Origin of the sequence: Polynucleobacter sp. MWH-HuK1 (assembly GCF_018881815.1) — a bacterium.
GTDB lineage: Bacteria > Pseudomonadota > Gammaproteobacteria > Burkholderiales > Burkholderiaceae > Polynucleobacter.
The window spans coordinates 302,103-325,380 of the sequence record NZ_JACVPP010000001.1; the positions used below are offsets into that span (position 1 = coordinate 302,103).

At 46.0% G+C, this 23,278-nt stretch carries 34 protein-coding genes; all 34 read right to left on the minus strand.

Annotated features, from left to right (window positions below):
* Positions 1–18: 18 nt before the first annotated feature.
* The 34 genes from rplQ to rpoC all read right to left on the minus strand — a co-directional run bounded on the left by rplQ (position 19) and on the right by rpoC (position 23,278).
* Complete coding sequence (rplQ, locus tag ICE93_RS01510) at positions 19–414, minus strand: 50S ribosomal protein L17 (protein WP_114637458.1); 396 nt, start codon at positions 412–414, stop codon at positions 19–21.
* A gap of 16 nt (positions 415–430) precedes the next feature.
* The gene (gene rpoA, locus ICE93_RS01515; protein ID WP_068320137.1) at positions 431–1,411 is read right to left on the minus strand and encodes a DNA-directed RNA polymerase subunit alpha; all 981 of its coding nucleotides are present in this window, start codon (positions 1,409–1,411) and stop codon (positions 431–433) included.
* 23 nt (positions 1,412–1,434) lie between these two features.
* Complete coding sequence (rpsD, locus tag ICE93_RS01520) at positions 1,435–2,058, minus strand: 30S ribosomal protein S4 (protein ID WP_068320135.1); 624 nt, start codon at positions 2,056–2,058, stop codon at positions 1,435–1,437.
* Positions 2,059–2,176: 118 nt separating this feature from the next.
* A complete protein-coding gene (gene rpsK / locus ICE93_RS01525) occupies positions 2,177–2,584 on the minus strand; it encodes a 30S ribosomal protein S11 (protein ID WP_216184869.1) in 408 nt (135 codons plus the stop codon).
* A gap of 18 nt (positions 2,585–2,602) precedes the next feature.
* On the minus strand, positions 2,603–2,968 hold the full coding sequence (rpsM, locus tag ICE93_RS01530) for a 30S ribosomal protein S13 (RefSeq protein ID WP_215308697.1): 366 nt from the start codon (positions 2,966–2,968) through the stop codon (positions 2,603–2,605).
* Positions 2,969–2,991: 23 nt separating this feature from the next.
* Positions 2,992–3,108, minus strand: coding sequence for a 50S ribosomal protein L36 (gene rpmJ / locus ICE93_RS01535; RefSeq protein ID WP_012357167.1), 117 nt, complete (start codon positions 3,106–3,108; stop codon positions 2,992–2,994).
* Positions 3,109–3,142: 34 nt separating this feature from the next.
* Positions 3,143–3,361, minus strand: a complete 219-nt coding sequence (infA, locus tag ICE93_RS01540; protein WP_068320132.1) for a translation initiation factor IF-1 — start codon at positions 3,359–3,361, stop codon at positions 3,143–3,145.
* A 4-nt stretch (positions 3,362–3,365) separates the two neighbouring features.
* A complete protein-coding gene (gene secY, locus ICE93_RS01545; protein WP_068320128.1) occupies positions 3,366–4,703 on the minus strand; it encodes a preprotein translocase subunit SecY in 1,338 nt (445 codons plus the stop codon).
* A 17-nt stretch (positions 4,704–4,720) separates the two neighbouring features.
* Positions 4,721–5,161 carry a 50S ribosomal protein L15 gene (rplO, locus tag ICE93_RS01550; RefSeq protein WP_068320126.1) on the minus strand — a complete coding sequence of 147 codons (441 nt, stop codon included), beginning with the start codon at positions 5,159–5,161 and terminating at the stop codon, positions 4,721–4,723.
* A gap of 27 nt (positions 5,162–5,188) precedes the next feature.
* On the minus strand, positions 5,189–5,377 hold the full coding sequence (rpmD, locus tag ICE93_RS01555; RefSeq protein ID WP_216184872.1) for a 50S ribosomal protein L30: 189 nt from the start codon (positions 5,375–5,377) through the stop codon (positions 5,189–5,191).
* A 24-nt stretch (positions 5,378–5,401) separates the two neighbouring features.
* On the minus strand, positions 5,402–5,920 hold the full coding sequence (rpsE, locus tag ICE93_RS01560) for a 30S ribosomal protein S5 (RefSeq protein WP_011901917.1): 519 nt from the start codon (positions 5,918–5,920) through the stop codon (positions 5,402–5,404).
* Positions 5,921–5,938: 18 nt separating this feature from the next.
* Positions 5,939–6,292: a 50S ribosomal protein L18 gene (rplR, locus tag ICE93_RS01565; RefSeq protein WP_216184875.1), complete on the minus strand. Its 354-nt coding sequence runs from the start codon at positions 6,290–6,292 to the stop codon at positions 5,939–5,941.
* A 13-nt stretch (positions 6,293–6,305) separates the two neighbouring features.
* Positions 6,306–6,839, minus strand: coding sequence for a 50S ribosomal protein L6 (gene rplF, locus ICE93_RS01570; protein ID WP_216184877.1), 534 nt, complete (start codon positions 6,837–6,839; stop codon positions 6,306–6,308).
* 10 nt (positions 6,840–6,849) lie between these two features.
* Positions 6,850–7,245: a 30S ribosomal protein S8 gene (gene rpsH / locus ICE93_RS01575; protein WP_068947700.1), complete on the minus strand. Its 396-nt coding sequence runs from the start codon at positions 7,243–7,245 to the stop codon at positions 6,850–6,852.
* A gap of 24 nt (positions 7,246–7,269) precedes the next feature.
* On the minus strand, positions 7,270–7,575 hold the full coding sequence (rpsN, locus tag ICE93_RS01580; protein ID WP_071464445.1) for a 30S ribosomal protein S14: 306 nt from the start codon (positions 7,573–7,575) through the stop codon (positions 7,270–7,272).
* Positions 7,576–7,584: 9 nt separating this feature from the next.
* Entirely contained in the window at positions 7,585–8,127 is a 543-nt protein-coding gene (gene rplE / locus ICE93_RS01585) for a 50S ribosomal protein L5 (RefSeq protein WP_046329383.1), read from the minus strand.
* 16 nt (positions 8,128–8,143) lie between these two features.
* Positions 8,144–8,452 carry a 50S ribosomal protein L24 gene (gene rplX / locus ICE93_RS01590; protein ID WP_015420242.1) on the minus strand — a complete coding sequence of 103 codons (309 nt, stop codon included), beginning with the start codon at positions 8,450–8,452 and terminating at the stop codon, positions 8,144–8,146.
* 9 nt (positions 8,453–8,461) lie between these two features.
* Entirely contained in the window at positions 8,462–8,830 is a 369-nt protein-coding gene (gene rplN, locus ICE93_RS01595) for a 50S ribosomal protein L14 (protein WP_072582069.1), read from the minus strand.
* 184 nt (positions 8,831–9,014) lie between these two features.
* Positions 9,015–9,284 carry a 30S ribosomal protein S17 gene (rpsQ, locus tag ICE93_RS01600; protein WP_216184879.1) on the minus strand — a complete coding sequence of 90 codons (270 nt, stop codon included), beginning with the start codon at positions 9,282–9,284 and terminating at the stop codon, positions 9,015–9,017.
* A 12-nt stretch (positions 9,285–9,296) separates the two neighbouring features.
* Positions 9,297–9,491 carry a 50S ribosomal protein L29 gene (gene rpmC, locus ICE93_RS01605; RefSeq protein WP_216184881.1) on the minus strand — a complete coding sequence of 65 codons (195 nt, stop codon included), beginning with the start codon at positions 9,489–9,491 and terminating at the stop codon, positions 9,297–9,299.
* A gap of 14 nt (positions 9,492–9,505) precedes the next feature.
* The gene (gene rplP / locus ICE93_RS01610) at positions 9,506–9,919 is read right to left on the minus strand and encodes a 50S ribosomal protein L16 (RefSeq protein ID WP_011901907.1); all 414 of its coding nucleotides are present in this window, start codon (positions 9,917–9,919) and stop codon (positions 9,506–9,508) included.
* A gap of 2 nt (positions 9,920–9,921) precedes the next feature.
* Positions 9,922–10,749, minus strand: a complete 828-nt coding sequence (gene rpsC, locus ICE93_RS01615; protein WP_216184883.1) for a 30S ribosomal protein S3 — start codon at positions 10,747–10,749, stop codon at positions 9,922–9,924.
* A gap of 8 nt (positions 10,750–10,757) precedes the next feature.
* Complete coding sequence (gene rplV / locus ICE93_RS01620; protein ID WP_197713907.1) at positions 10,758–11,090, minus strand: 50S ribosomal protein L22; 333 nt, start codon at positions 11,088–11,090, stop codon at positions 10,758–10,760.
* A gap of 7 nt (positions 11,091–11,097) precedes the next feature.
* The gene (gene rpsS / locus ICE93_RS01625) at positions 11,098–11,376 is read right to left on the minus strand and encodes a 30S ribosomal protein S19 (RefSeq protein ID WP_011901904.1); all 279 of its coding nucleotides are present in this window, start codon (positions 11,374–11,376) and stop codon (positions 11,098–11,100) included.
* 19 nt (positions 11,377–11,395) lie between these two features.
* Entirely contained in the window at positions 11,396–12,226 is an 831-nt protein-coding gene (gene rplB, locus ICE93_RS01630; RefSeq protein ID WP_216184885.1) for a 50S ribosomal protein L2, read from the minus strand.
* A gap of 2 nt (positions 12,227–12,228) precedes the next feature.
* Positions 12,229–12,543 carry a 50S ribosomal protein L23 gene (gene rplW / locus ICE93_RS01635; RefSeq protein ID WP_068947693.1) on the minus strand — a complete coding sequence of 105 codons (315 nt, stop codon included), beginning with the start codon at positions 12,541–12,543 and terminating at the stop codon, positions 12,229–12,231.
* The gene (rplD, locus tag ICE93_RS01640; RefSeq protein WP_114639433.1) at positions 12,540–13,160 is read right to left on the minus strand and encodes a 50S ribosomal protein L4; all 621 of its coding nucleotides are present in this window, start codon (positions 13,158–13,160) and stop codon (positions 12,540–12,542) included. Before rplD ends, rplW begins: the two co-directional genes overlap by 4 nt.
* 11 nt (positions 13,161–13,171) lie before the next feature.
* Positions 13,172–13,828, minus strand: coding sequence for a 50S ribosomal protein L3 (rplC, locus tag ICE93_RS01645; protein ID WP_216188198.1), 657 nt, complete (start codon positions 13,826–13,828; stop codon positions 13,172–13,174).
* Between the two features lie 197 nt (positions 13,829–14,025).
* Positions 14,026–14,337: a 30S ribosomal protein S10 gene (gene rpsJ / locus ICE93_RS01650; RefSeq protein WP_011901899.1), complete on the minus strand. Its 312-nt coding sequence runs from the start codon at positions 14,335–14,337 to the stop codon at positions 14,026–14,028.
* Between the two features lie 122 nt (positions 14,338–14,459).
* Positions 14,460–15,650 (minus strand): elongation factor Tu, encoded by a 1,191-nt coding sequence (gene tuf, locus ICE93_RS01655; RefSeq protein ID WP_216184887.1) that lies wholly within the window; start codon positions 15,648–15,650, stop codon positions 14,460–14,462.
* Between the two features lie 46 nt (positions 15,651–15,696).
* Positions 15,697–17,799 (minus strand): elongation factor G, encoded by a 2,103-nt coding sequence (gene fusA / locus ICE93_RS01660; protein ID WP_216184889.1) that lies wholly within the window; start codon positions 17,797–17,799, stop codon positions 15,697–15,699.
* Between the two features lie 27 nt (positions 17,800–17,826).
* Entirely contained in the window at positions 17,827–18,297 is a 471-nt protein-coding gene (gene rpsG / locus ICE93_RS01665) for a 30S ribosomal protein S7 (protein WP_068320103.1), read from the minus strand.
* A gap of 161 nt (positions 18,298–18,458) precedes the next feature.
* A complete protein-coding gene (rpsL, locus tag ICE93_RS01670; protein ID WP_068320100.1) occupies positions 18,459–18,839 on the minus strand; it encodes a 30S ribosomal protein S12 in 381 nt (126 codons plus the stop codon).
* A 176-nt stretch (positions 18,840–19,015) separates the two neighbouring features.
* Entirely contained in the window at positions 19,016–23,278 is a 4,263-nt protein-coding gene (gene rpoC / locus ICE93_RS01675) for a DNA-directed RNA polymerase subunit beta' (RefSeq protein WP_216184892.1), read from the minus strand.

Here is a 23,278-nt window from a genome sequence, read left to right on the forward strand (position 1 = left end):
TTACTTTTACAGTGAGATTTAAGCCTCTTCAGCTACTACTGCTGTTTCTTCAACTTCTGGGCGATCTACCAACTCAACCAAAGCCATTGGTGCATTGTCGCCATGACGGAAGCCAAACTTCAAAATACGAAGGTAGCCACCTGGGCGTGTTGCGTAGCGTGGGCCGAGTTCCGTAAAGAGCTTGGTAACGATATCACGATCACGTGTGCGATTAAATGCTAAGCGACGGTTTGCTAAGTTATCTTTTTTACCCAAGGTAATCAAAGGCTCAACAACCATGCGCAATTCTTTAGCTTTTGGCAAAGTCGTTTTAATGACTTCGTGCTCCAAAAGTGAGTTGGACATGTTGCGCAGCATCGCCAAGCGATGTGATGATGTTCTGTTTAGTTTGCGTAAGCCGTTTCCGTGACGCATGATGCTTCCTTTCTAATTATTTCTCGAGGTTAGCTGGAGGCCAGCTTTCGAGTTTCATGCCAAGACTTAAGCCACGAGCCGCCAATACATCTTTGATTTCATTCAAAGATTTACGACCTAGATTAGGCGTCTTCAACAATTCATTCTCTGTACGTTGAATCAAGTCACCGATGTAGTAAATGTTCTCAGCCTTCAAGCAGTTTGCAGAGCGAACTGTGAGCTCGAGATCATCAACCGGACGCATCAACATTGGATCAACCATTGATGAGCGGCTTGGTGCTAAATCACCAGAAACTTCGCTGCTTTCGAGGGCTGCGAATACAACCAACTGATCAACCAAGATGCTAGCTGCTTGACGAATTGCTTCTTCAGGAGACAACACACCGTTTGTTTCAATAGTCATTACTAGACGATCGAGGTCAGTTCGTTGCTCTACACGAGCAGATTCAACGGCATAGCTAACACGGCTTACCGGGCTAAATGAAGCATCCAACACGATACGACCAATGATCTTAGTAGCTTCGTCGTTATATTGACGTACGTTACCTGGAACATAGCCGCGGCCTTTTTCAACCTTGATCTGCATATCTAACTTGCCACCAGCAGACAAGTGAGCGATCACATGATCAGGATTCATGATTTCTACATCATGTGGCAAATCGATATCTTTTGCAGTAACAACGCCTGGGCCTTCTTTACGCAAATTGATAGTAACTTCGTCACGTGACTGCAACTTAAATACGATACCTTTGAGGTTCAACAAGAGGTTAACTACGTCCTCTTGAACTCCATCCAATGTGGAGTACTCATGAACAACACCAGCAATAGCTACTTCAGTTGGCGCATAACCAACCATCGAGGACAAAAGTACACGACGTAACGCATTTCCGAGTGTGTGGCCATAGCCACGCTCGAACGGCTCCATAACAACCTTAGCTTGGTTGGCGGTAAGCGCTTCAACAGAAATAATCTTTGGCTTGAGCAAATTTGTTTGCATATTTTTTCCTTGAGAGTGCCTAATTAGCGTGAATACAATTCGACGATCAAACTTTCATTAATTTCACCGCTAATATCTTCACGGTCAGGCACTTGCTTAAATGTTCCCTCGAGCTTGGCTGCGTCAACTGAAACCCAAGTAACAGCTGCCATTTGTCCAACCAAATTCAAAGACTCTGTAATACGCGCTTGCTTCTTCGCTTTTTCACGAATAGCAACTACATCACCAGGCTTAACCTGAATGGATGGAATATTTACAGGGTTGCCATTGAGCAAAATTGCGCAATGAGAAACTAACTGGCGTGCTTCAGCGCGTGTTGAACCAAAGCCCATGCGATAAACCACGTTGTCGAGACGTGACTCAAGCAACTGGAGCAATGTTTCACCAGTGTTGCCCTTACGACGCTCAGCTTCTGCGAAGTAACGACGGAATTGACGCTCTAATACGCCATAGATACGCTTAACCTTTTGCTTTTCACGCAGTTGATTACCGTAATCAGATGTTCTTGAGCCAGATGTACGGCCATGTTGACCAGGCTTAGTATCTAACTTGCACTTGTCTGACAGGGCGCGACGTGCGCTCTTTAAAAATAAGTCGGTACCTTCCCGACGTGCTAATTTGGCCTTAGGCCCTAAGTAACGTGCCACGATGCTTTCCTTTCTTTGCCGCAGTCTTGCGACCGGCGGTGAGTTCGCCTTTTAAATCAGGCGAACAGTGGGCTTTAATAAAAAACTACTAAAACTGTTGTACTGCCAACTTCCAAGCTTAGATACGACGACGCTTTGGAGGACGGCAACCATTATGTGGAACTGGAGTTACGTCTTGAATCTCAGTGATCTTGATGCCCAATGAGTTCAATGCACGTACTGCTGATTCACGACCTGGGCCTGGGCCTTTGATCTGAACTTCCAAGTTCTTAATACCGCATTCAATGGCTGTTTTGCCAGCAACTTCTGCAGCTACCTGAGCAGCAAAAGGTGTTGATTTGCGTGAACCTTTGAAACCCTGGCCGCCAGAAGTTGCCCATGAAAGCGCATTTCCCTGACGATCAGTGATCGTAATAATGGTGTTGTTAAAAGAAGCGTGAACGTGTGCAATACCGTCAGCAACGTTCTTTTTAACCTTCTTACGTGCGCGCTGCGCAGCAGCGGAAGCGGATTTTTGTTGTGCCATGTTAATAAACTTTCTTGATTATTTCTTCAGTTGCACACCGGACTTACGTGGGCCCTTGCGGGTACGCGCGTTAGTCTTAGTACGTTGACCACGTACAGGCAAGCCCTTACGATGACGAACACCGCGGTAGCAACCTAAGTCCATCAAACGCTTGATGCTCATAGTTACTTCACGACGAAGATCACCCTCAGTGATGAATTTACCTACTTCATCACGCAACTTTTCCAAGTCAGCGTCTGTAAGGTCTTTAACTTTTTTGTCGATTGCAACACCTGTGGTTTCACAAATTTTGCGAGCACGAGTTGTGCCAATACCAAAAATTGCTGTTAAACCGATAACAGTATGTTGATGATTTGGGATGTTTACCCCAGCGATACGTGCCATGAGATTTCCTCTTAATTAACCAATTAGCCTTGACGTTGCTTATGACGCGCATCTGATGAACAGATAACACGTACAACGCGTTTGCGCTTAATGATCTTGCAATTTCTGCAAATACACTTAACGGATGCTAAAACTTTCATAACTCACCTCTTAAAAATAGGTACTACTTAATCTTTACTTCGCACGGAAGATAATTCTGGCGCGCGTTAGGTCGTAAGGAGTCATCTCCACCGTCACCTTATCTCCCGGCAAAATACGGATGTAGTGCATCCGCATCTTTCCAGAAATGTGCCCAAGAACCACATGTCCGTTTTCTAGCTTCACGCGAAACATCGCGTTCGGCAAATTCTCTACAACTTCTCCCGCCATCTGAATTACATCGTCTTTAGACATTCAGTTAAGCGCCCATCTTAAAGTTAGCTTTTTTCATCAAAGAGCCGTATTGCTGCTGCATGACAAATGACTGGACTTGAGCCATGAAATCCATTGCAACAACCACAATAATCAACAACGAAGTACCGCCGAAATAGAACGGCACGTTGTACTTCAACACCAAGAATTCTGGCAACAAGCAAACCAGAACCATATAAATTGCACCAGCCAGAGTCAAACGCACCAAGATCTTATCGATGTAACGCGCTGTTTGATCGCCTGGACGAATACCTGGAACAAATGCACCACTCTTCTTGAGGTTCTCAGCTGTATCGCGGCTGTTAAATACCAATGCGGTATAGAAGAAGCAGAAGAAGATGATCGCAGCCGCATACAAAATTGTGTATACAGGTTGTCCTGGTGCCAAAGTAGCTGCCAAGTCTTTAATGATTCTGCTGAACATATTGGTTGGCTCGCCTGATGTGAACCAGCCAGCAATAGTTGCAGGGAACAAAATGATTGAAGAAGCAAAAATTGGAGGAATAACACCCGCCATATTCAACTTCAATGGGAAGTAAGAAGATTGGCCACCGTATATCTTGTTGCCGACTTGACGCTTAGCGTAGTTAACCAAGATACGGCGCTGACCGCGCTCTACAAACACCACAAAATAAGTCACTGCTACGCAAATCACAACGATGAGCAATGCAGAAATAATATTCATTGAGCCAGTGCGAACTAACTCTAATAAGCTTGCTAATGCATTCGGCAAGCCAGAAACAATGCCACCAAAAATAATAATGGAGATACCGTTGCCTAAACCACGCTCAGTAATTTGCTCACCAAGCCACATCAAGAACATCGTGCCGGTTACCAAAGTTACTACAGTATTCAACTCAAACATCAAACCTGGGTTGATTACTAAACCTGGCTGAGCCTGCAAAGCAACAGAAATACCCAATGCTTGGAATGTTGCCAAGAGCACAGTTCCGTAGCGTGTGTACTGAGTAATCTTACGTTGACCAGCTTGCCCTTCTTTTTTCAAAGCCTCTAAAGAAGGTACAACGATGGTCATTAACTGCATGATGATCGATGCAGAAATGTAAGGCATGATCCCTAAAGCAAATACAGTGAAGCGAGATAAAGCTCCGCCTGAGAACAGATTGAACATTCCCAAGATGCCGTCTTTTTGGCCAGAAAATAACTGTGCCAATTGGTCTGGGTCAATTCCAGGTACTGGAATATGTGCACCCAAACGGAACACGAGCAAAGCCAACACCAGGAAGACTAAGCGTTGGCGTAATTCGCCAAACTTGCCACCTGCTGCTGGGGTGCTTGCGTTATTGGTAGGTGCTAATGCCATTTCTACTCAAAGACCTATTAAGCCAACTCAACCAATTTGCCGCCAGCCGCTTCAATAGCTGCTTTAGCGCCAGCAGTTGCTGTGATCCCCTTAAGGGTTACAGCAATCTTTAGTTCGCCAGTCTTGATAACCTTTACTGCATTAATCTGCTCACCAGCAAAACCATGAGCCTTCAATACCAATAGGTCTACTTCTGGCAAATTGATTTTTGCTAAGTCGTTCAATGTAATTTGACCAACATGACGACGTGTCAAAGACACGAAACCACGTTTTGGCAAACGACGGTACATAGGCATCTGACCGCCTTCAAATCCAACCTTGTGGAAACCACCAGAACGGGATTTTTGACCTTTGTGACCACGGCCAGCAGTTTTACCAAGACCTGAACCAATGCCGCGACCAACGCGACGACGGTTTTTCTTGGAGCCTTCTGCAGGTTTAATTGTGTTGAGTTGCATATTCTTCGCCTATTTACTTGCTAGTTATTAGCCAATGACTTTAACTAGATAAGAAACTTTATTAATCATGCCGCGAACAGCTGGGGTGTCTTCCAATTCAGCAACTGAATTGATCCGACCGAGGCCTAGGCCACGTACAGTTGCACGATGGCTTTCGCGTGTACCGATCAAGCTGCGTACTAATTGCAGTTTGACTTTGGAGTTAGATGTTGTCATTTATAGATTCCTAATCTTTTGGTCTTAGCCGAGAATCTCTTCAACTGACTTACCGCGCTTAGCAGCAATCTCAGCAGGAGTACTCATCTTGCTCAAACCATCAATGGTTGCACGAACCAAGTTATATGGGTTTGTCGAGCCGAGTGACTTAGCAACCACGTTAGTTACACCCATTACGTCGAAAATCGCGCGCATTGGGCCACCAGCAATAATTCCAGTACCGTCTTTAGCTGGAGAAATCAAAACACGTGACGCGCCATGTTGACCAGTAACAGTGTGCTGCAAAGTGCCTTTACGCAAAGTAACTTTGATCATCTTGCGACGTGCTTCGTCCATTGCTTTTTGAACAGCAACTGGAACTTCTTTAGATTTGCCTTTACCCATGCCGATTCGGCCGTCGCCATCGCCAACTACAGTGAGTGCAGCGAAGCCGAGAATACGACCACCCTTAACTACTTTAGTTACACGATTAACAGCAATCATCTTCTCGCGAAGACCATCATCACGCTCTTCGTTTTGCATCTTAGTTTGCATTTTTGCCATGTTTTTTCCTAAACCCTATTAGAACTTCAGGCCGGCTTCACGCGCAGCTTCAGCTAAGGCCTTAATACGGCCGTGGTAACGATGACCGGAACGATCAAACGCAACATCAACTACGCCTGCCTTAACAGCACGCTCAGCAACTAACTTGCCGATTTGTTTTGCCGCTTCAGCGTTGCCGCCGTTTTTGATCACTTGGCGCATATCTTTTTCCATAGTTGAAGCAGCTGCTACAACCTTCGTTCCGCATGGGCTATAAACCTGAGCAGAAATATGGGAGTTGCTACGGATAACTGTTAAGCGATTTGCCAATGCTTCGGCAATGCGAATACGAGTCTGCCTAGCGCGTCTTTGTCTGGATTCGTCTTTATTCATTTTCTAATCTCGCTTACTTCTTCTTAGTTTCTTTCAGATGCACAACCTCATCCACATAGCGAACACCTTTGCCCTTGTATGGCTCTGGTGAACGGTAAGCGCGAACTTCAGCTGCGACCTGGCCAACTTGCTGTTTGTTGGAACCTTTAATAATGATTTCGGTTTGCGATGGAGTCTCAGCCTTTACACCCTTTGGCAGGTTGTAAATAATGTCGTGTGAGAAACCCAACTGCAATTTTAATGTTTCGCCTTGAGCAGCAGCACGGTAACCAACGCCTACCAAGCTGAGCTTACGCTCAAAGCCAGTAGTTACGCCAACAACCATATTGTTAACTAAAGCGCGGGCAGTACCTGACTGAGCACCAGCTTCTGGTGAGTCGTTATTTAAAATAACTGTCAATACGCCATCTTCTTGTTTCAAACCAACAGAAGGGTGCAAGTTGTGCGTCAAAGTGCCCAATGGACCTTTAACAGTAATGTTTGCACCGTTGATGCTGATTTCAGCTCCCTTAGGAACTGTAATTGGTGATTTACCTACGCGGGACATATTTCGCTCCTTAAGCTACGTAGCAAATAACTTCACCGCCCACGCCTGTTGCACGTGCTTTACGGTCTGTCATTACGCCTTGAGGGGTTGAAATAATTGCAATGCCCAAGCCATTCATTACTTCTGGAATGTCATGACGGCCTTTATAGATACGCAGACTTGGTGTTGATACACGGTCGATACGCTCGATAACAGGACGGCCTGCATAGTATTTGAGATCAATATGGAGCACTGGCTTAGCTGCTTCACCTTTGATTTCGAAACTTTCAATATAGCCTTCATCTTGCAAAACTTTTGCGATAGCTACTTTAACTTTTGACGACGGCATTGTGACCAAAGGTTTCTGCACTGCTTGCGCATTGCGGATCCTTGTCAACATGTCGGCGATTGGATCGCTGATACTCATGAGTTCTCCTAATTCTTTCGCCGCTTACCAGCTGGCCTTGGTTAAACCGGGGATTTCGCCACGGAAGGCGATTTCACGAATCTTGCTACGAGCCAAACCGAACTTACGGAATGTGCCACGTGGGCGACCGGTTAATGAACAACGATTTCTTTGACGAATCGGGCTTGCGTTACGTGGAAGAGCCTGTAGCTTCAAGCGAGCTTCATAGCGCTCTTCATCGCTGCGTGATTGATCAGCAATGATCGCTTTGAGTTCGGCACGCTTGGCAGCGTACTTCTCTACAGTTTTTGCGCGCTTATTCTCGCGCTCAATCAGGGATAGTTTTGCCACGTTAGCCTCTTAATTGCGGAAAGGGAATTTAAATGCTGCCAACAAAGCTTTTGCTTCTTCGTCGGTTTTAGCAGTTGTCGTAATACTGATATTGAGACCACGGAGGGCATCAATTTTGTCGTATTCGATTTCAGGGAAAATGATCTGTTCTTTAACGCCGATGTTGTAGTTACCGCGGCCGTCAAATGCTTTGCCAGAAATACCGCGGAAGTCACGTACGCGTGGCAATGCAACAGTAACGAAACGGTCCAAGAATTCGTACATGCGTGCACCACGCAATGTCACCATGGCACCGATCGGGTAACCTTGACGAATTTTGAAACCTGCGATCGCTTTTTTAGCTTTAGTTACAACTGGCTTTTGGCCTGCAACTTTAGTTAAATCGCCAACTGCATTTTCGATAATCTTTTTGTCGTTCACTGCATCGCCTAAGCCCATGTTCAGGGTTACCTTAGTGATACGTGGAACTTCCATTACAGACTTGTAACCAAACTTGGCGATCAAATCTGCAACTACTTTGGCTTGATAGTGTTCTTGAAAACGTGTGCTCATAATTTCTCCGCGCCCCTTATGCGCTTAAAGTTGCGCCAGTGGTTTTGAGGAAACGCTGCTTTTTACCGTCAACGAGTTTGATACCAACACGTGATGGTTTGCCGTTACCGTCAACCAAAGCCACATTAGAAATGTGAACAGGCATCGTCTTGTCAATCATGCCGCCAGTAACACCAGCTGCTGGATTTGGCTTAACGCTCTTTTTATAAATGTTTACGCCTTCGATCACTAACTTGTTCTCGAGAACGGCTGTAACAGTTCCTTGCTTGCCCTTATCGCGGCCAGTCAATAGAACTACGGAATCACCTTTACGAATTTTTTTCATATCAGCCTCTTAAATAACTTCGGGGGCGAGAGAAACGATCTTCATGAACTTTTCAGTACGCAACTCGCGCGTCACTGGTCCAAAGATACGTGTGCCAATTGGCTCTAACTTAGCGTTAAGCAATACCGCAGCGTTGCCATCGAACTTAATCAATGAACCGTCTGGACGGCGAACACCCTTAGCAGTTCTCACTACTACGGCGTTATAAATGTCACCTTTTTTTACACGGCCACGTGGAGCAGCAGACTTAACGCTGACTTTGATGACATCACCAATACTGGCGTAACGACGCTTAGAGCCGCCCAATACCTTGATGCACAACACTTCACTGGCGCCTGTGTTATCGGCAACCTGTAATCTACTTTCGGTTTGTATCATTTCTAATCCCCAACTTATTGGCCAAAGGCAAACAGTCTTGGTTCCGTCTATGGGTTTTAACGAAAGCTAAAACCCGGAATTAATGAAAAACACTGCTTCTCCAATAAAACCAGAGAAGCCTTCTATTCTACTACGTAAAACAGGGATTTGGGAAAAAACTTCGCCAAAATCCCTAATAATTTCTTTAAATGCCCTTTGAAGCTTCAATCAAACGGGTCACAACCCAAGATTTAGTACGTGAAATTGGCTTAGATTCAGCAATTTCAACGGTATCGCCCATCTTGTATGTACCAGCTTCGTCATGAGCATGGTACTTTTTGGATTGACCAACGTACTTACCAATCACTGGATGCTTAACTTGACGCTCAACCAACACCGTCACAGTTTTTTGCATTTTGTCGCTAACGACGCGACCCACAAGGGTGCGGCGCAAGGGTTTAGATAATTCTGTCATATCCCTTTTTCCTTATTTCTGTGCAGTCTTTTGGGCGATAAAAGTCTTCACACGAGCGATGTCGCGCTTATTTTTACCCAATTGGCTGGTATTTGTGAGTTGCTGAGTGCCTTTTTGCATGCGGAGCTTGAAACCGGTCTTAAGCAACTCGGTTAACTCTGCATTTAAAGCGTTCAGATCTTTTGAAACTAATTCTGTATTTTTCATAATTTCTATCCCGATCAACCTAAGTGGCGAATCACGAAAGTGGTCTGTAAAGGCAACTTAGCAGCAGCAAGCTTGAAAGCTTCGCGCGCCAATTGCTCATCAACACCGTCCATCTCGTAGAGCACTTTACCTGGTTGAATTTCAGCTACGTAGTACTCTGGATTACCTTTACCGTTACCCATACGTACTTCAGCAGGTTTTTGTGAAATTGGCTTATCTGGGAAAATGCGAATCCAAATACGGCCACCACGTTTAATGTGACGAGTCATGGCACGACGTGCTGACTCAATTTGACGCGCAGTCAAACGACCACGGCCAACGGCCTTCAATCCAAAGTCACCAAAGGCTACAGAACTACCGCGTGTTGCCACGCCAGTGTTGCGGCCTTTTTGTTCCTTACGATACTTGCGACGCTTTGGTTGTAGCATGCTTACTCTCCTGACTTCTGCGTATCTGCGGCAGGTGTCTCAACCTTACGCACACGCTTTACTGCTGGTTTAGCAGCAACTAATGGCTTGTCTGTGCCAGCTGCTGGTTTACGAGCAGCTGTCTTGCTTGGAGCACGACGAGTTTTCTTTTCTTCGGCAGCTGGTTCAGTAGCTTGCGCAGCAACTTGGGCTTCTGCACCACGACCCAATGTGTCACCTTTGTATACCCAAACTTTTACACCGATGATGCCGTATGTTGTTTCCGCTTCAGAAGTAGCGTAGTCAATATCAGCCTTCAATGTATGAAGTGGAACGCGACCTTCACGGTACCATTCGCGACGTGCAATTTCAGCACCGTTCAAACGGCCAGATGACATGATCTTGATACCTTGTGCGCCTAAACGCATTGCATTTTGCATGGCACGTTTCATGGCGCGACGGAACATGATGCGCTTCTCTAACTGTTGAGTAATAGAGTCAGCTATCAATTGCGCATCAACTTCAGGCTTACGAATTTCTTCGATATTCACGTGCACTGGAACACCCATGCGCTTTTGTAATTCACGACGAAGCACTTCAATATCTTCGCCTTTTTTACCGATGACAACGCCTGGACGTGAGCTATAGATAGTAATACGTGCGTTCTTTGCAGGACGCTCAATCACAACTTTGCTTACAGATGCGTTCTTCAACTTCTTCTTAAGATAGCTACGGACTTCTACGTCCTCTTTGAGCATCTTTGCGAAGTCATTATTGTTTGCATACCAACGTGATGTCCAATTCTTCGTTACCGCGAGTCGGAATCCGGTTGGGTTTATCTTTTGGCCCATATATTTCCTTAGTTACTCAAGGTCACGCTAATGTGACAAGTTTGTTTTTCAATTTGATTGCCACGACCCTTAGCACGTGCTGTAAAGCGCTTCAATGAAGTGCCTTTATCAACAATGATCGCTGCAACCTTGAGCTCATCAATATCAGCGCCTTTATTGTGTTCAGCGTTAGCCACTGCGGACTCAACAACTTTTTTCACAATGAAGGCAGCTTTCTTGGGGCTGAAGTTCAAAATGTTTAATGCGCGAGCAATTGGCAAACCACGAATTTGGTCAGCGACCAAACGAGTCTTTTGCGCAGAAATGCGGGCACCCTTGTGAATAGCTTTAACTTCCATCATCATCCCCTTACTTCTTCGTTACTTTCTTGTCAGCAGCGTGACCTTTGAAAGTACGGGTCAAGGCAAATTCGCCTAACTTATGACCCACCATGTTTTCTGATACATATACCGGAACGTGTTGACGACCGTTATGTACAGCAATCGTCAGACCAATGAAGTCTGGGAGGATTGTTGAACGGCGTGACCAAGTTTTGATCGGCTTTTTGTCCTTGTTGGCTTGTGCAACTTCAACTTTTTTTACTAAGCTGGCGTCGCAGAATGGGCCTTTTTTAGCTGAACGTGTCATATCTATTTATCCTTATCGCTTAACGTTTTTGACGACGTTGAACGATCATCGAAGTTGTACGCTTATTGCGACGTGTGCGATAACCTTTGGTTGGTGTACCCCATGGAGATACAGGTACACGGCCTTCGCCAGTTCTACCTTCACCACCACCGTGTGGGTGATCTACTGGGTTCATTGCCACACCGCGAACGGTTGGGCGAATACCACGCCAGCGATTTGCACCTGCTTTACCAATTTGACGCAAGCTGTGCTCTTCGTTACCAACTTCACCAATAGTGGCGCGGCACTCAATCAGAACACGGCGAACTTCACCAGAGCGCAAACGCACTTGAGCGTATACGCCTTCGCGAGCTAGCAATACTGCTGAACCACCGGCAGAGCGAGCCACTTGAGCGCCTTTGCCTGGCATTATTTCTACACAGTGAATCGTGCTACCAACTGGAATGTTGCGAATTGGCAAATTGTTGCCAGACTTGATAGGCGCCTCTGAGCCGCTCATGATGGCTTGACCAACAGTCATGCCTTTAGCAGCTGGAATATAGCGACGCTCACCGTCAGCAAACAAAATCAATGCGATATTTGCGCTGCGGTTTGGATCGTATTCCAAGCGCTCTACTTTTGCTGGAATGCCATCTTTGTCATTACGCTTGAAGTCAACAACACGATAGTGATGCTTATGACCACCGCCCTTATGACGGGTAGTGATGTGACCATTATTGTTACGTCCTGCTTTTTGGAATTGTGGCTCTACCAACGCTGCAAAAGGCTTACCTTTATGCAGGTCAGGATTGACCACTTTCACCATTGAACGACGACCTGGTGAGGTCGGTTTTGTCTTCATCAAAGGCATGATTAATTCGCCTCCGCTTCAAAGTTAATTTCTTGACCTGGCTTCAAATTCACATAGGCCTTCTTAGTGTGGTCACGACGACCTTCAAAACGGCCATAGCGCTTAGGCTTACCTTTTTGATTCACGATTTGAACTGAGTCAACTTGCACTTTGAAGAGCAATTCAACTGCTTGTTTTACATCGCTCTTGTTCGCATCGCGAGCAACTTGGAAAACTACTTGTTCGTTTTTCTCTGCAACCATAGTGGCCTTCTCAGAGATAACTGGACCAAGCAGAACCTTCATGAGGTTGTGATCGTTTTTACGGACTTGGCTCATTTCAGCAACTCCTCAATTTTTGCGATCGCAGCTTTGCTTACCAATACTTTTTTGTATTGAACCAAAGCTAATGGATCGGCGTGCTGTGGCTCAACCACGGCAACTTTGTGCAAGTTACGTGATGCCAAGTACAAATTCTCACTAACTTGATCGACAATAATCAACACTGAATCCAAGCCCATTGCTTTAACTTTTTCAGCTAAAACTTTAGTCTTTGGAGCATCGAGATTGAATTGATCAACAACATTTAAACGACCTTCGCGAGCCAACTGAGACAAAATAGATCTCATGCCAGCGCGGTACATTTTCTTGTTTACTTTTTGGCTGAAATTCTCTTCTGGAGAATTCGGGAATATACGACCACCTCCGCGCCACAGCGGGGAAGAGCTCATACCAGCACGTGCACGACCAGTGCCCTTTTGACGCCAAGGCTTCTTAGTAGTGTGCTTAACTTGCTCACGGTCTTTTTGTGCACGGTTACCGCTACGTGCATTTGCTTGGTAAGCCACTACAACTTGGTGTACCAACGCTTCGTTATATTCACGCTCGAATACTTCTGGTGAAGCTTGTACGCCTGCACCTAAAGTACCATTGTCCTGGAGAAGCTTAAGTTCCATATTCGCTCTCCTTATTTCTTCTTCAACGGTGTTTTAACCGCTGGAGTAACAATAACTTTACCGCCTGGGGCACCTGGAATAGCGCCTTTAACCATGATGAGATTACGTTCTGCATCAATGCGTGCGATGACTAAATTTTGAACTGTACGTGTAACGTCACCTAAGTGACCGGTCATACGCTTACCAGGGAAAACACGGCCTGGATCTTGCGCCATACCGATTGAGCCTGGTACGTTATGTGAACGTGAGTTACCGTGAGATGCGCGACCAGAAGCGAAGTGATAACGCTTGATGGTACCTGCATAGCCCTTACCGATAGTCACACCTTGTACGTCCACTTTTTGACCAGCAGTAAATGCAGTGTCAGCAGGAATTACTTGTCCTGGTGTCATTTCTGCGATTTTTGCTGCGTCTAAATGAAATTCGTTGAGTGCATTACCAGCCATCACACCTGCCTTAGCAAAGTGACCAGCCATTGATTTGGTAACGCGAGTAGCTCTACGTGTGCCATGTGCCAACTGGATAGCGTCATAGCCATCAGTTGCCTGGGTCTTGATTTGAGCGACTCTGTTGTCACTCACGTCGATTACGGTGACAGGAATCGCTTCCCCTTCGTCCGTAAATAGACGGGTCATGCCGACCTTGCGGCCGATTAAGCCTAAGCTCATATTCATGCTCCACGCCGACTTCGATTGGTCGGCAAAATTAATTTAAGTGATTTACAAGTAAAAGTACTTCTAAATCAATAACTTACAACGTTTTTAATGCTAATAAAGCCTAAAAATCCACCCAAATAATTGAGCGAAGCCTTAGATTCTATCCCGAAAAGCCAGTCTTGACAAGCAAAAAGACTGGAAACAACAAATTACTGCAACTTAATTTCGACGTCCACACCTGCTGGAAGGTCTAATTTCATCAACGCATCAACAGTTTTCTCTGTAGGATCAACGATATCCATCAAACGGAGATGGGTACGAATCTCTAACTGATCGCGAGAAGTCTTGTTCACGTGTGGTGAACGCAAGATGTCAAAGCGCTCGATACGAGTAGGCAAAGGCACTGGACCCTTAACAACCGCACCAGTACGCTTAGCTGTATCAACGATTTCAGCTGCAGACTGGTCTATCAAACGGTAATCAAATGCTTTAAGGCGAATGCGAATTTTTTGGTTTTGCATATTAATTCCAAAGAGCGTTGTGGTGCTGCCACGTTATACATCTAAAGAGCGCGGTGACATCAGCAGCACTGATGTCACCGGTTAGCAAACCGCTAAATATTGTTACTAGTAATACCTACAACTTAAGCCAAAATCTTTGCAACCACGCCGGCGCCAACAGTACGGCCACCTTCACGGATCGCAAAACGTAAACCCTCTTCCATCGCGATAGGAGCGATGAGTTTTACGGTAATCGTGACGTTATCACCAGGCATCACCATTTCTTTGTCTTTTGGCAACTCGATTGAACCAGTGACGTCCGTAGTACGGAAGTAGAACTGTGGACGATAGTTGTTAAAGAATGGAGTGTGACGGCCACCTTCATCTTTACCCAAGATGTAAACCTCGGCTGTAAAGTGAGTATGTGGAGTGATTGAACCTGGCTTAGCCAATACTTGGCCGCGCTCAACTTCTTCACGTTTTGTACCGCGTAACAAGATACCAACGTTATCGCCTGCTTGACCTTGGTCGAGCAATTTGCGGAACATTTCAACACCAGTACAAGTAGTCTTGAGTGTTGGTTTGATACCGATGATTTCAATCTCTTCACCAACCTTGATGATGCCGCGCTCAATACGGCCTGTTACAACAGTACCGCGACCGGAGATAGAGAACACGTCTTCTACTGGCATCAAGAACGCGCCGTCAACAGCACGCTCTGGAGTTGGGATGTATGAGTCAAGGGCTTCAGCCAATTTCATGATGGCTTCTTTACCCAATGGGCCTTCGTCGCCCTCTAAAGCCAACTTAGCAGAACCGCGGATGATTGGTGTGTCATCGCCTGGGAAGTTGTACTTAGATAGAAGCTCACGAACTTCCATTTCAACTAACTCTAACAACTCAGCGTCATCAACCATGTCGCACTTGTTCAAGAAAACGACGATGTAAGGAACACCAACTTGGCGAGCCAAGAGGATGTGTTCGCGAGTTTGTGGCATTGGACCGTCAGCAGCAGAGCAAACTAAAATTGCGCCGTCCATCTGAGCAGCACCAGTAATCATGTTCTTAACGTAGTCAGCATGTCCTGGGCAATCCACGTGAGCGTAGTGTCGACCAGCAGTCTCGTACTCAACGTGCGCTGTATTAATCGTAATACCACGTGCTTTTTCTTCTGGAGCAGCATCGATCTGATCGTATGCCTTTGCTTCGCCACCAAATGCTTTAGATAGCACGGTTGCGATTGCTGCTGTCAATGTGGTTTTACCGTGGTCAACGTGACCGATGGTGCCTACGTTTACGTGCGGTTTTGTCCGCTCGAATTTTTCTTTTGCCATTTTTGTCTGCCTTCTTTAGCTAGTCAATATTCAAAAAATTAATAAATTACTTCGCTTTAGCAGCCATAACTGCTTCTGCTACGTTCTTAGGTGCTTCTGCGTAATGCTTAAATTCCATGGTGTAAGTAGCGCGACCTTGGGTCAACGAGCGCAAGCCTGTTGAGTAACCAAACATCTCTGCCAATGGCACTTCAGCGCGAACAATCTTTCCGCCGCCTGGAATGTCATCCATACCTTGCAAAATACCGCGACGTGATGAGAGGTCACCCATTACGTTGCCCATGAAATCTTCTGGAGTTTCTACTTCAACAGCCATCATTGGCTCTAGCAATACTGGAGCCGCTCTACGCATACCATCTTTGAATGCCATTGAGCCCGCCATCTTAAATGCGTTTTCATTGGAGTCAACATCATGGTATGAACCGAAGAATAATGTTGCCTTAACGTCCACAACTGGGTAACCAGCCAAGACACCGGAGTTCAGTGTTTCAATAATCCCTTTTTCAACTGCAGGGATGTATTCACGAGGAACCACACCACCTTTAATTGCGTCAACGAACTCAAAACCTTTGCCTGGAGCTTGTGGCTCAAGCTTCAACACTACGTGACCGTATTGACCGCGACCACCAGACTGCTTAACGAACTTACCTTCAACTTCGTCACAATTCTTACGAATGGTTTCACGGTAGGCAACTTGTGGCTTGCCAACAGTTGCCTCAACACCGAATTCACGCTTCATGCGGTCAACCAAAATTTCCAAGTGGAGTTCGCCCATACCAGAAATAATGGTTTGGCCTGATTCTTCGTCAGTCTTCACGCGGAAAGATGGATCTTCTTGTGCCAAGCGATTCAATGCAAGACCCATTTTTTCTTGGTCAGCTTTGGTCTTTGGCTCAACTGCTTGAGAGATCACTGGCTCTGGAAATACCATGCGCTCCAAGACAACAATGCTATCTGGGTCACACAATGTTTCGCCAGTAGTTGCGTCTTTAAGACCAACAGCCGCTGCAATATCACCTGCAAAAACTTCTTTAATTTCTTCACGCTCGTTTGCATGCATTTGCAATAAACGACCAACACGCTCTTTTTTACCCTTAATCGGGTTATAGATGGTGTCGCCAGATTTCATTACACCTGAATAAACACGGAAGAAGATGAGCTGGCCAACGAATGGGTCAGTCATGATCTTGAATGCCAATGCTGAGAATTTCTCATCATCAGATGCCTTACGAACAGCAGGCGTGCCGTCTTCCAATTCGCAAGGAACTGGTGGCACATCCAAAGGAGATGGCAACAACTCAACCACCGCATCCAACATCGCCTGAACACCTTTGTTCTTAAACGCAGTTCCACACAACATTGGAACAATTTCGTTAGCAATAGTGCGTTGACGCAATGCTTTTTTAATTTCTTCTTCGGTCAAGCCTTCGCCGCCCAGGTACTTTTCCATCAATTCTTCTGAGCTTTCTGCAGCAGCTTCGAGCATCTTCTCGCGCCACTCTTCAGCAGAAGCTTGCAATTCAGCAGGAATATCTTCGTATGTAAATTTAGTACCTTGTGAAGCCTCATCCCAATAGACAGCCTTCATTTTTACCAAGTCCACAACGCCTTTGAAGTTTTCTTCAGCGCCGATTGGAATTTGGATCAAGATTGGGTTTGCCTTGAGGCGAGTTCTCATTTGGTCATAAACCTTAAAGAAGTTCGCACCAGTACGGTCCATCTTGTTTACGAATGCTAAACGTGGAACTTGATACTTGTTAGCTTGACGCCAAACAGTTTCTGATTGTGGCTGCACACCACCTACCGCACAGTAAACCATGCAAGCACCATCCAACACGCGCATTGAACGCTCAACTTCAATCGTGAAGTCTACGTGTCCTGGGGTATCAATAATATTGATGCGGTGCTCAGGCATATTGCCTGCCATACCCTTCCAGAAAGTAGTGGTAGCAGCAGAAGTAATCGTGATACCACGCTCTTGCTCTTGCTCCATCCAGTCCATGGTAGCTGCGCCATCATGAACTTCACCAATCTTGTGATTAACACCGGTGTAGAACAAAACGCGTTCTGTAGTTGTTGTCTTACCTGCGTCAATGTGCGCAGAAATACCGATATTGCGGTATTTGTCGATAGGGGTTTTACGTGCCACTGTTGGTGCCTTTTCTTAACTATTGGATTAGAAGCGGAAATGTGAGAAAGCTTTGTTAGCTTCTGCCATACGGTGAACTTCTTCACGCTTCTTCATTGCGCCGCCACGACCTTCAGCAGCTTCTAATAATTCGTTGGCTAAACGTTGAGCCATAGATTTTTCGCCACGCTTCTTAGCGGCTTCACGCAACCAGCGCATTGCCAAAGCGGAACGACGTGATGGACGAACTTCAACGGGAACTTGATAGTTGGCACCACCAACACGACGGCTCTTAACCTCAACCATTGGCTTAACGTTGCCCATGGCTGTTGAAAAAATTTCGAGTGGTTCTTTGTTTGCTTTTTTCTCGATGTGATCAAAGGCACCATAAACGATGCGCTCTGCAACCGATTTCTTGCCGTCCAACATAAGGACGTTCATGAATTTAGCTACTTCTACATTACCGAATTTTGGATCCGGCAAAATTTCCCGTTTGGGAACTTCACGACGACGTGGCATAACTACTCCTTCAGTTCAGTTAGGGGTGTTCACATGAATCACCCACTCCGGCTGCCCTACTATCTAAGAAGATTCTTAGACGGAACAGCCACTTACTTGTCTTTTAAGTCTGACAAACAATGACTTACCGCAAAAAACTACAACTGCTTAATTACTAAAAATTAAGCAGCTTTTTTAGCGCGCTTAGCACCGTACTTAGAACGGGCTTGCTTACGATCTTTAACGCCTTGCAAGTCCAAAGAGCCGCGAACGATGTGGTAACGCACACCTGGCAAGTCCTTCACACGACCACCGCGGATTAACACTACTGAGTGTTCCTGGAGGTTATGGCCTTCACCGCCAATGTATGAAATAACTTCAAAACCATTGGTTAAGCGAACTTTGGCTACTTTACGAAGCGCAGAGTTAGGTTTTTTAGGAGTAGTGGTGTACACACGTGTACAAACACCACGACGCTGCGGGCTGTTTTGCATCGCAGGGCTCTTGCTTTTAACGGTAAGCTTTGCTCTTGGCTTACGTATGAGTTGATTAATTGTTGGCATAAAATAGCTCGGTTAGTACTTCTTTGTTGCTTTCTTCAAGAAAATCAATGACTTAGAGAAATTCTAGGTCAAAAAGACCCTCTTCTGAATCAGTAGAACTCAGCATTCTAGCTTGGCCAGCCTTTTCCGTCAACCAAATGGGAAAAAACTGGCCATTTCTGGCCAGAATTACCAAATTAGCTTGGATCAGCCTCCCCAGTAGGAGCAACGACTTCAGCCTCGATTTCTAAAGGCATATTGGCCATTGCTTCCTCTTCGGCGGCAATCATTTGAGCGCGGTCACGCTCAAATTGCTCCCTGACCTTGCGTGCACGGCGGTAAGACAAGCCGGTACCAGCAGGGATGAGACGACCAATAATGACGTTTTCCTTGAGGCCACGGAGTGTATCGGTCTTGCCCATAATTGCGGCTTCGGTCAATACACGGGTGGTTTCTTGGAAAGAAGCCGCTGAAATGAAGCTGTCGGTCGACAAAGATGCCTTAGTAATACCTAGCAACACGTTATCGAACTGAGCTGGGTGCTTACCTTGGGCGATCACAGCATCGTTAGCGTCATACAACTTAGAACGCTCAACTTGCTCACCGGTAATGAAGGATGTATCGCCTGGATCAGTTACCTGAACACGACGCAACATCTGACGCACGATAACTTCAATGTGCTTGTCGTTAATCTTCACACCCTGGAGACGATAAACGTCTTGAACTTCGTCAACGATGTAGATTGCCAACTCTTCAATACCTTTGAGAGTCAAGATGTCGTGTGGATCAGCAGGGCCTTCCACAATCATCTCGCCCTTGTTCACAACCTGACCGTCGTGAACGAGAACTTGCTTCTCTTTAGGAATCAAGAATTCATTGGCTTCACCATCCATATCGGTAATAACCAAACGTTGCTTACCTTTGGTTTCTTTACCGAAGGAAACTGTTCCTGTAACTTTCGCCAATACAGCGGCATCTTTTGGTGAACGCGCTTCGAACAATTCTGCAACGCGTGGCAAACCACCGGTAATGTCGCGAGTCTTCTGTGATTCGATTGGAATACGTGCCAATACTTCACCAACTTCGACTTTTTGGCCATCTTTAACAGTAATCAAAGCGCCTACTTGGAGGCCAATGTTTACTGGATGATCAGTACCAGCGATCATGACTTCATTACCCTTTTCATCAACCAAGTTGATCATTGGGCGAACGCCTTTGCTTGCTGCTGAACGACGCTTACCGTCAATAACCACCAAAGTGGAAAGACCGGTAACTTCGTCAACCTGCTTAGCAACAGTTACACCTTCCTCGACGTTGTCAAAACGAGCGATACCAGCGTACTCAGAAATAATCGGGCGTGTTAATGGATCCCAGGTTGCTAAGCTTGCGCCAGCCTTAACCGCTGCATCTTCTTTCAACAAGAGAGTTGCACCATAAGGAACTTTATGACGTTCACGCTCACGACCATTCTCATCAACGATCAAGGCTTCGCCAGAACGTGAAATCACGATCTGCTCACCCTTCGCGTTCTTCACAACACGCATCGTGCCAGAGAACTTCAATGTGCCGTTTGATTTGGCTTCAATATTGCTTGCAACCAATGCACGTGACGCAGCACCACCGATGTGGAAAGTACGCATAGTCAACTGTGTACCTGGCTCACCGATAGACTGTGCAGCAATAACGCCAACTGCCTCACCAACGTTTACCAAACCACCGCGACCTAGATCACGTCCGTAGCACTTAGCGCACAAACCAAAGCGAGTTAAGCAAGACAATACTGTGCGAACTTTAACTTCGTCAATGCCTAATGCAACGATTTGATCAACATGATCTTCGTCGAGCAAGGTATCGTTAGGAACGATAACTTCTTGTGTGTCAGGGTGAACGATATCGCCGATACATACACGACCCAAAATACGGTCACGTAATGCTTCGATAATTTCGCCGCCTTCAACAAGCGCCTTCATAGTTACACCAGAAGTTGCGCCGCAATCTTCTTCAATAACCACGAGATCTTGAGTAACGTCGCATAAACGACGTGTCAAGTAACCAGAGTTCGCCGTCTTCAACGCAGTATCAGCCAGACCTTTACGAGCGCCGTGGGTTGAGATGAAGTACTGCAACACATTCAAGCCTTCACGGAAGTTCGCAGTAATTGGAGTTTCAATAATGGAGCCATCAGGCTTTGCCATCAAACCACGCATACCAGCCAACTGACGAATCTGCGCTGCAGATCCACGCGCACCGGAATCCGCCATCATGTAGATAGAGTTGAAGGATTCTTGACGAACAGTTTTACCGTTACGGTCGAGCACGTCAACGTGTGACAACTCATCCATCATAGCCTTACCAACTTGGTCACCTGCTGCACCCCAAATATCAACAACGTTGTTATAACGCTCTTGATTGGTTACAAGGCCTGACATGAACTGCTTGTCATACTCTTTAACCTTGGCAGAAGCTTCGGTGATGATGCGCTCTTTAGATGTTGGGATCAACATATCGTCGATCGCAACAGAAATACCAGCATTGGTTGCCAAACGGAAACCAGACTGCAAGAGACGGTCAGCAAAAATGACTGTTTCACGCAATCCGCACTTACGGAATGATGTGTTGATCAAACGTGAGATTTCTTTTTTCTTTAAAGGCTTGTTGATTTCCTCGAAAGACATGCCTTTAGGCAAAATCTCAGACAAGATTGCACGGCCAACTGACGTTTGATAGATCTTGGTCTTCTCAGCAAAACGGGCATCGCCTTCTGCCTTCTTGTCCACAATCTCATACTCGGTAATACGAACAGCAACCCGAGAAGCCAATTCAACTTGACCAGCTTCATATGCACGTACTACTTCAGTAATGTTGGCGAAAACCATGCCTTCGCCTTTACCGTTGATCTTGTCACGTGTAGCGTAGTAAAGACCCAACACCACGTCCTGTGAAGGAACGATGGATGGCTCGCCGTTAGCTGGGAACAGTACGTTGTTTGAGGCCAACATCAATGTACGTGCTTCCATTTGCGCTTCGAGCGACAAAGGAACGTGAACCGCCATTTGGTCGCCGTCAAAGTCAGCGTTAAATGCCGCGCAGACTAATGGGTGCAATTGGATTGCTTTACCTTCAATCAGCATTGGCTCAAAAGCCTGAATACCGAGACGGTGCAATGTAGGCGCACGGTTCAACATGATTGGATGTTCACGAATTACTTCTTCGAGAATATCCCAAACAATTGGAGTCTGGCTTTCTACTTCTTTCTTCGCAGCCTTAATGGTGGTTGCAATTCCCAAAGTCTCAAGCTTGTTGAAAATGAATGGCTTGAACAACTCCAAAGCCATCAATTTTGGTAAGCCGCACTGATGCAATTTCAATGTAGGACCAACCACGATGACTGAACGACCAGAGTAGTCAACACGTTTACCCAACAAGTTTTGACGGAAACGACCGCTCTTACCTTTAATCATCTCAGCCAAGGACTTGAGAGGACGCTTGTTAGCGCCAGTCATAGCCTTACCGCGACGACCGTTATCGAGCAATGAGTCAACCGCTTCTTGCAACATACGTTTTTCGTTGCGAACGATGATCTCTGGTGCGCGCAACTCTAACAAACGCTTCAAACGGTTGTTACGATTAATCACGCGACGATAGAGGTCGTTCAAATCGGAGGTAGCAAAGCGACCGCCATCCAATGGCACCAATGGGCGCAATTCAGGTGGCAATACTGGCAACACTTCCATGATCATCCAGTCAGGCTTAATACCTGAAGTCTGGAACGCCTCGAGCACTTTTAAGCGCTTAGCGTATTTCTTGATCTTGGCATCGCTGCCAGTTGCTTTTAAGTCGGCACGAATGGTCTCAACTTCGCGATCGATATCAATCGAACGCAAGAGATCGCGAATACCTTCAGCGCCCATGATGGCGGTAAATGCACCGTCACCATACTCTTCAGTCTTAGCAATGTACTCGTCTTCAGACATGATCTGACCGCGCTTCATTGCGCCTTCAGGAGTCATGCCAGGATCAACTACTACATATGCTTCAAAGTAAAGAACGCGTTCGATATCACGCAATGTCATATCAAGAACCATGCCCAAGCGGGATGGCAATGATTTCAAGAACCAGATGTGCGCTACAGGGGCTGCCAACTCAATGTGGCCCATGCGCTCACGACGTACCTTAGCTAGAGTAACTTCAACACCGCACTTCTCGCAGATAACGCCACGGAACTTTAAACGCTTGTACTTACCACATAAGCACTCGTAGTCTTTGGTTGGTCCAAAAATCTTGGCGCAGAACAAACCATCACGCTCGGGCTTAAAAGTCCGGTAGTTGATAGTTTCTGGTTTGCGTACTTCACCAAAAGACCATGAGCGAATTTTCTCAGGAGATGCGAGGCCAATCTTGATGACATCAAACTGCTCATCACCCTGCGTTTGCTTAAATAAATCGAGCAATGCTTTCAT

Excerpts from the sequence above, each read along its gene's own strand:
- rplW (WP_068947693.1), bottom strand. The coding sequence starts at position 12,543 with ATGAGCCAAGTCCGTAAAAACGATCACAACCTCATGAAGGTTCTGCTT.
- secY (WP_068320128.1), bottom strand. The coding sequence starts at position 4,703 with ATGGCATTAGCACCTACCAATAACGCAAGCACCCCAGCAGCAGGTGGC.
- rplX (WP_015420242.1), bottom strand. The coding sequence starts at position 8,452 with ATGAAAAAAATTCGTAAAGGTGATTCCGTAGTTCTATTGACTGGCCGC.
- rpoA (WP_068320137.1), bottom strand. The coding sequence starts at position 1,411 with ATGCAAACAAATTTGCTCAAGCCAAAGATTATTTCTGTTGAAGCGCTT.
- rpsS (WP_011901904.1), bottom strand. The coding sequence starts at position 11,376 with ATGACACGTTCAGCTAAAAAAGGCCCATTCTGCGACGCCAGCTTAGTA.
- rplD (WP_114639433.1), bottom strand. The coding sequence starts at position 13,160 with ATGGAACTTAAGCTTCTCCAGGACAATGGTACTTTAGGTGCAGGCGTA.
- rplP (WP_011901907.1), bottom strand. The coding sequence starts at position 9,919 with ATGCTACAACCAAAGCGTCGCAAGTATCGTAAGGAACAAAAAGGCCGC.
- rplQ (WP_114637458.1), bottom strand. The coding sequence starts at position 414 with ATGCGTCACGGAAACGGCTTACGCAAACTAAACAGAACATCATCACAT.
- rpsH (WP_068947700.1), bottom strand. The coding sequence starts at position 7,245 with ATGAGTATCAGCGATCCAATCGCCGACATGTTGACAAGGATCCGCAAT.
- rpoC (WP_216184892.1), bottom strand. The coding sequence starts at position 23,278 with ATGAAAGCATTGCTCGATTTATTTAAGCAAACGCAGGGTGATGAGCAG.
- rplE (WP_046329383.1), bottom strand. The coding sequence starts at position 8,127 with ATGAGCACACGTTTTCAAGAACACTATCAAGCCAAAGTAGTTGCAGAT.
- rpmJ (WP_012357167.1), bottom strand. The coding sequence starts at position 3,108 with ATGAAAGTTTTAGCATCCGTTAAGTGTATTTGCAGAAATTGCAAGATC.
- infA (WP_068320132.1), bottom strand. The coding sequence starts at position 3,361 with ATGTCTAAAGACGATGTAATTCAGATGGCGGGAGAAGTTGTAGAGAAT.
- rplV (WP_197713907.1), bottom strand. The coding sequence starts at position 11,090 with ATGATGGAAGTTAAAGCTATTCACAAGGGTGCCCGCATTTCTGCGCAA.
- rpsJ (WP_011901899.1), bottom strand. The coding sequence starts at position 14,337 with ATGCAAAACCAAAAAATTCGCATTCGCCTTAAAGCATTTGATTACCGT.
- rpsM (WP_215308697.1), bottom strand. The coding sequence starts at position 2,968 with ATGGCACGTATCGCTGGGGTAAACATCCCAAATCATCAACATACTGTT.
- rpsK (WP_216184869.1), bottom strand. The coding sequence starts at position 2,584 with ATGGCACAACAAAAATCCGCTTCCGCTGCTGCGCAGCGCGCACGTAAG.
- rplF (WP_216184877.1), bottom strand. The coding sequence starts at position 6,839 with ATGTCCCGCGTAGGTAAATCACCAATTACAGTTCCTAAGGGAGCTGAA.
- rpsQ (WP_216184879.1), bottom strand. The coding sequence starts at position 9,284 with ATGACAGAATTATCTAAACCCTTGCGCCGCACCCTTGTGGGTCGCGTC.
- rplC (WP_216188198.1), bottom strand. The coding sequence starts at position 13,828 with ATGAGCTTAGGCTTAATCGGCCGCAAGGTCGGCATGACCCGTCTATTT.
- rplR (WP_216184875.1), bottom strand. The coding sequence starts at position 6,292 with ATGAATAAAGACGAATCCAGACAAAGACGCGCTAGGCAGACTCGTATT.
- rplB (WP_216184885.1), bottom strand. The coding sequence starts at position 12,226 with ATGCCTTTGATGAAGACAAAACCGACCTCACCAGGTCGTCGTTCAATG.
- rpsE (WP_011901917.1), bottom strand. The coding sequence starts at position 5,920 with ATGGCAAAAATGCAAACTAAGATGCAAAACGAAGAGCGTGATGATGGT.
- rpsL (WP_068320100.1), bottom strand. The coding sequence starts at position 18,839 with ATGCCAACAATTAATCAACTCATACGTAAGCCAAGAGCAAAGCTTACC.
- rpsG (WP_068320103.1), bottom strand. The coding sequence starts at position 18,297 with ATGCCACGTCGTCGTGAAGTTCCCAAACGGGAAATTTTGCCGGATCCA.
- rpmC (WP_216184881.1), bottom strand. The coding sequence starts at position 9,491 with ATGAAAAATACAGAATTAGTTTCAAAAGATCTGAACGCTTTAAATGCA.
- rpsC (WP_216184883.1), bottom strand. The coding sequence starts at position 10,749 with ATGGGCCAAAAGATAAACCCAACCGGATTCCGACTCGCGGTAACGAAG.
- rplN (WP_072582069.1), bottom strand. The coding sequence starts at position 8,830 with ATGATACAAACCGAAAGTAGATTACAGGTTGCCGATAACACAGGCGCC.
- rplO (WP_068320126.1), bottom strand. The coding sequence starts at position 5,161 with ATGCAACTCAACACAATTAAACCTGCAGAAGGCTCCAAGAAAAACCGT.
- tuf (WP_216184887.1), bottom strand. The coding sequence starts at position 15,650 with ATGGCAAAAGAAAAATTCGAGCGGACAAAACCGCACGTAAACGTAGGC.
- rpmD (WP_216184872.1), bottom strand. The coding sequence starts at position 5,377 with ATGACAACATCTAACTCCAAAGTCAAACTGCAATTAGTACGCAGCTTG.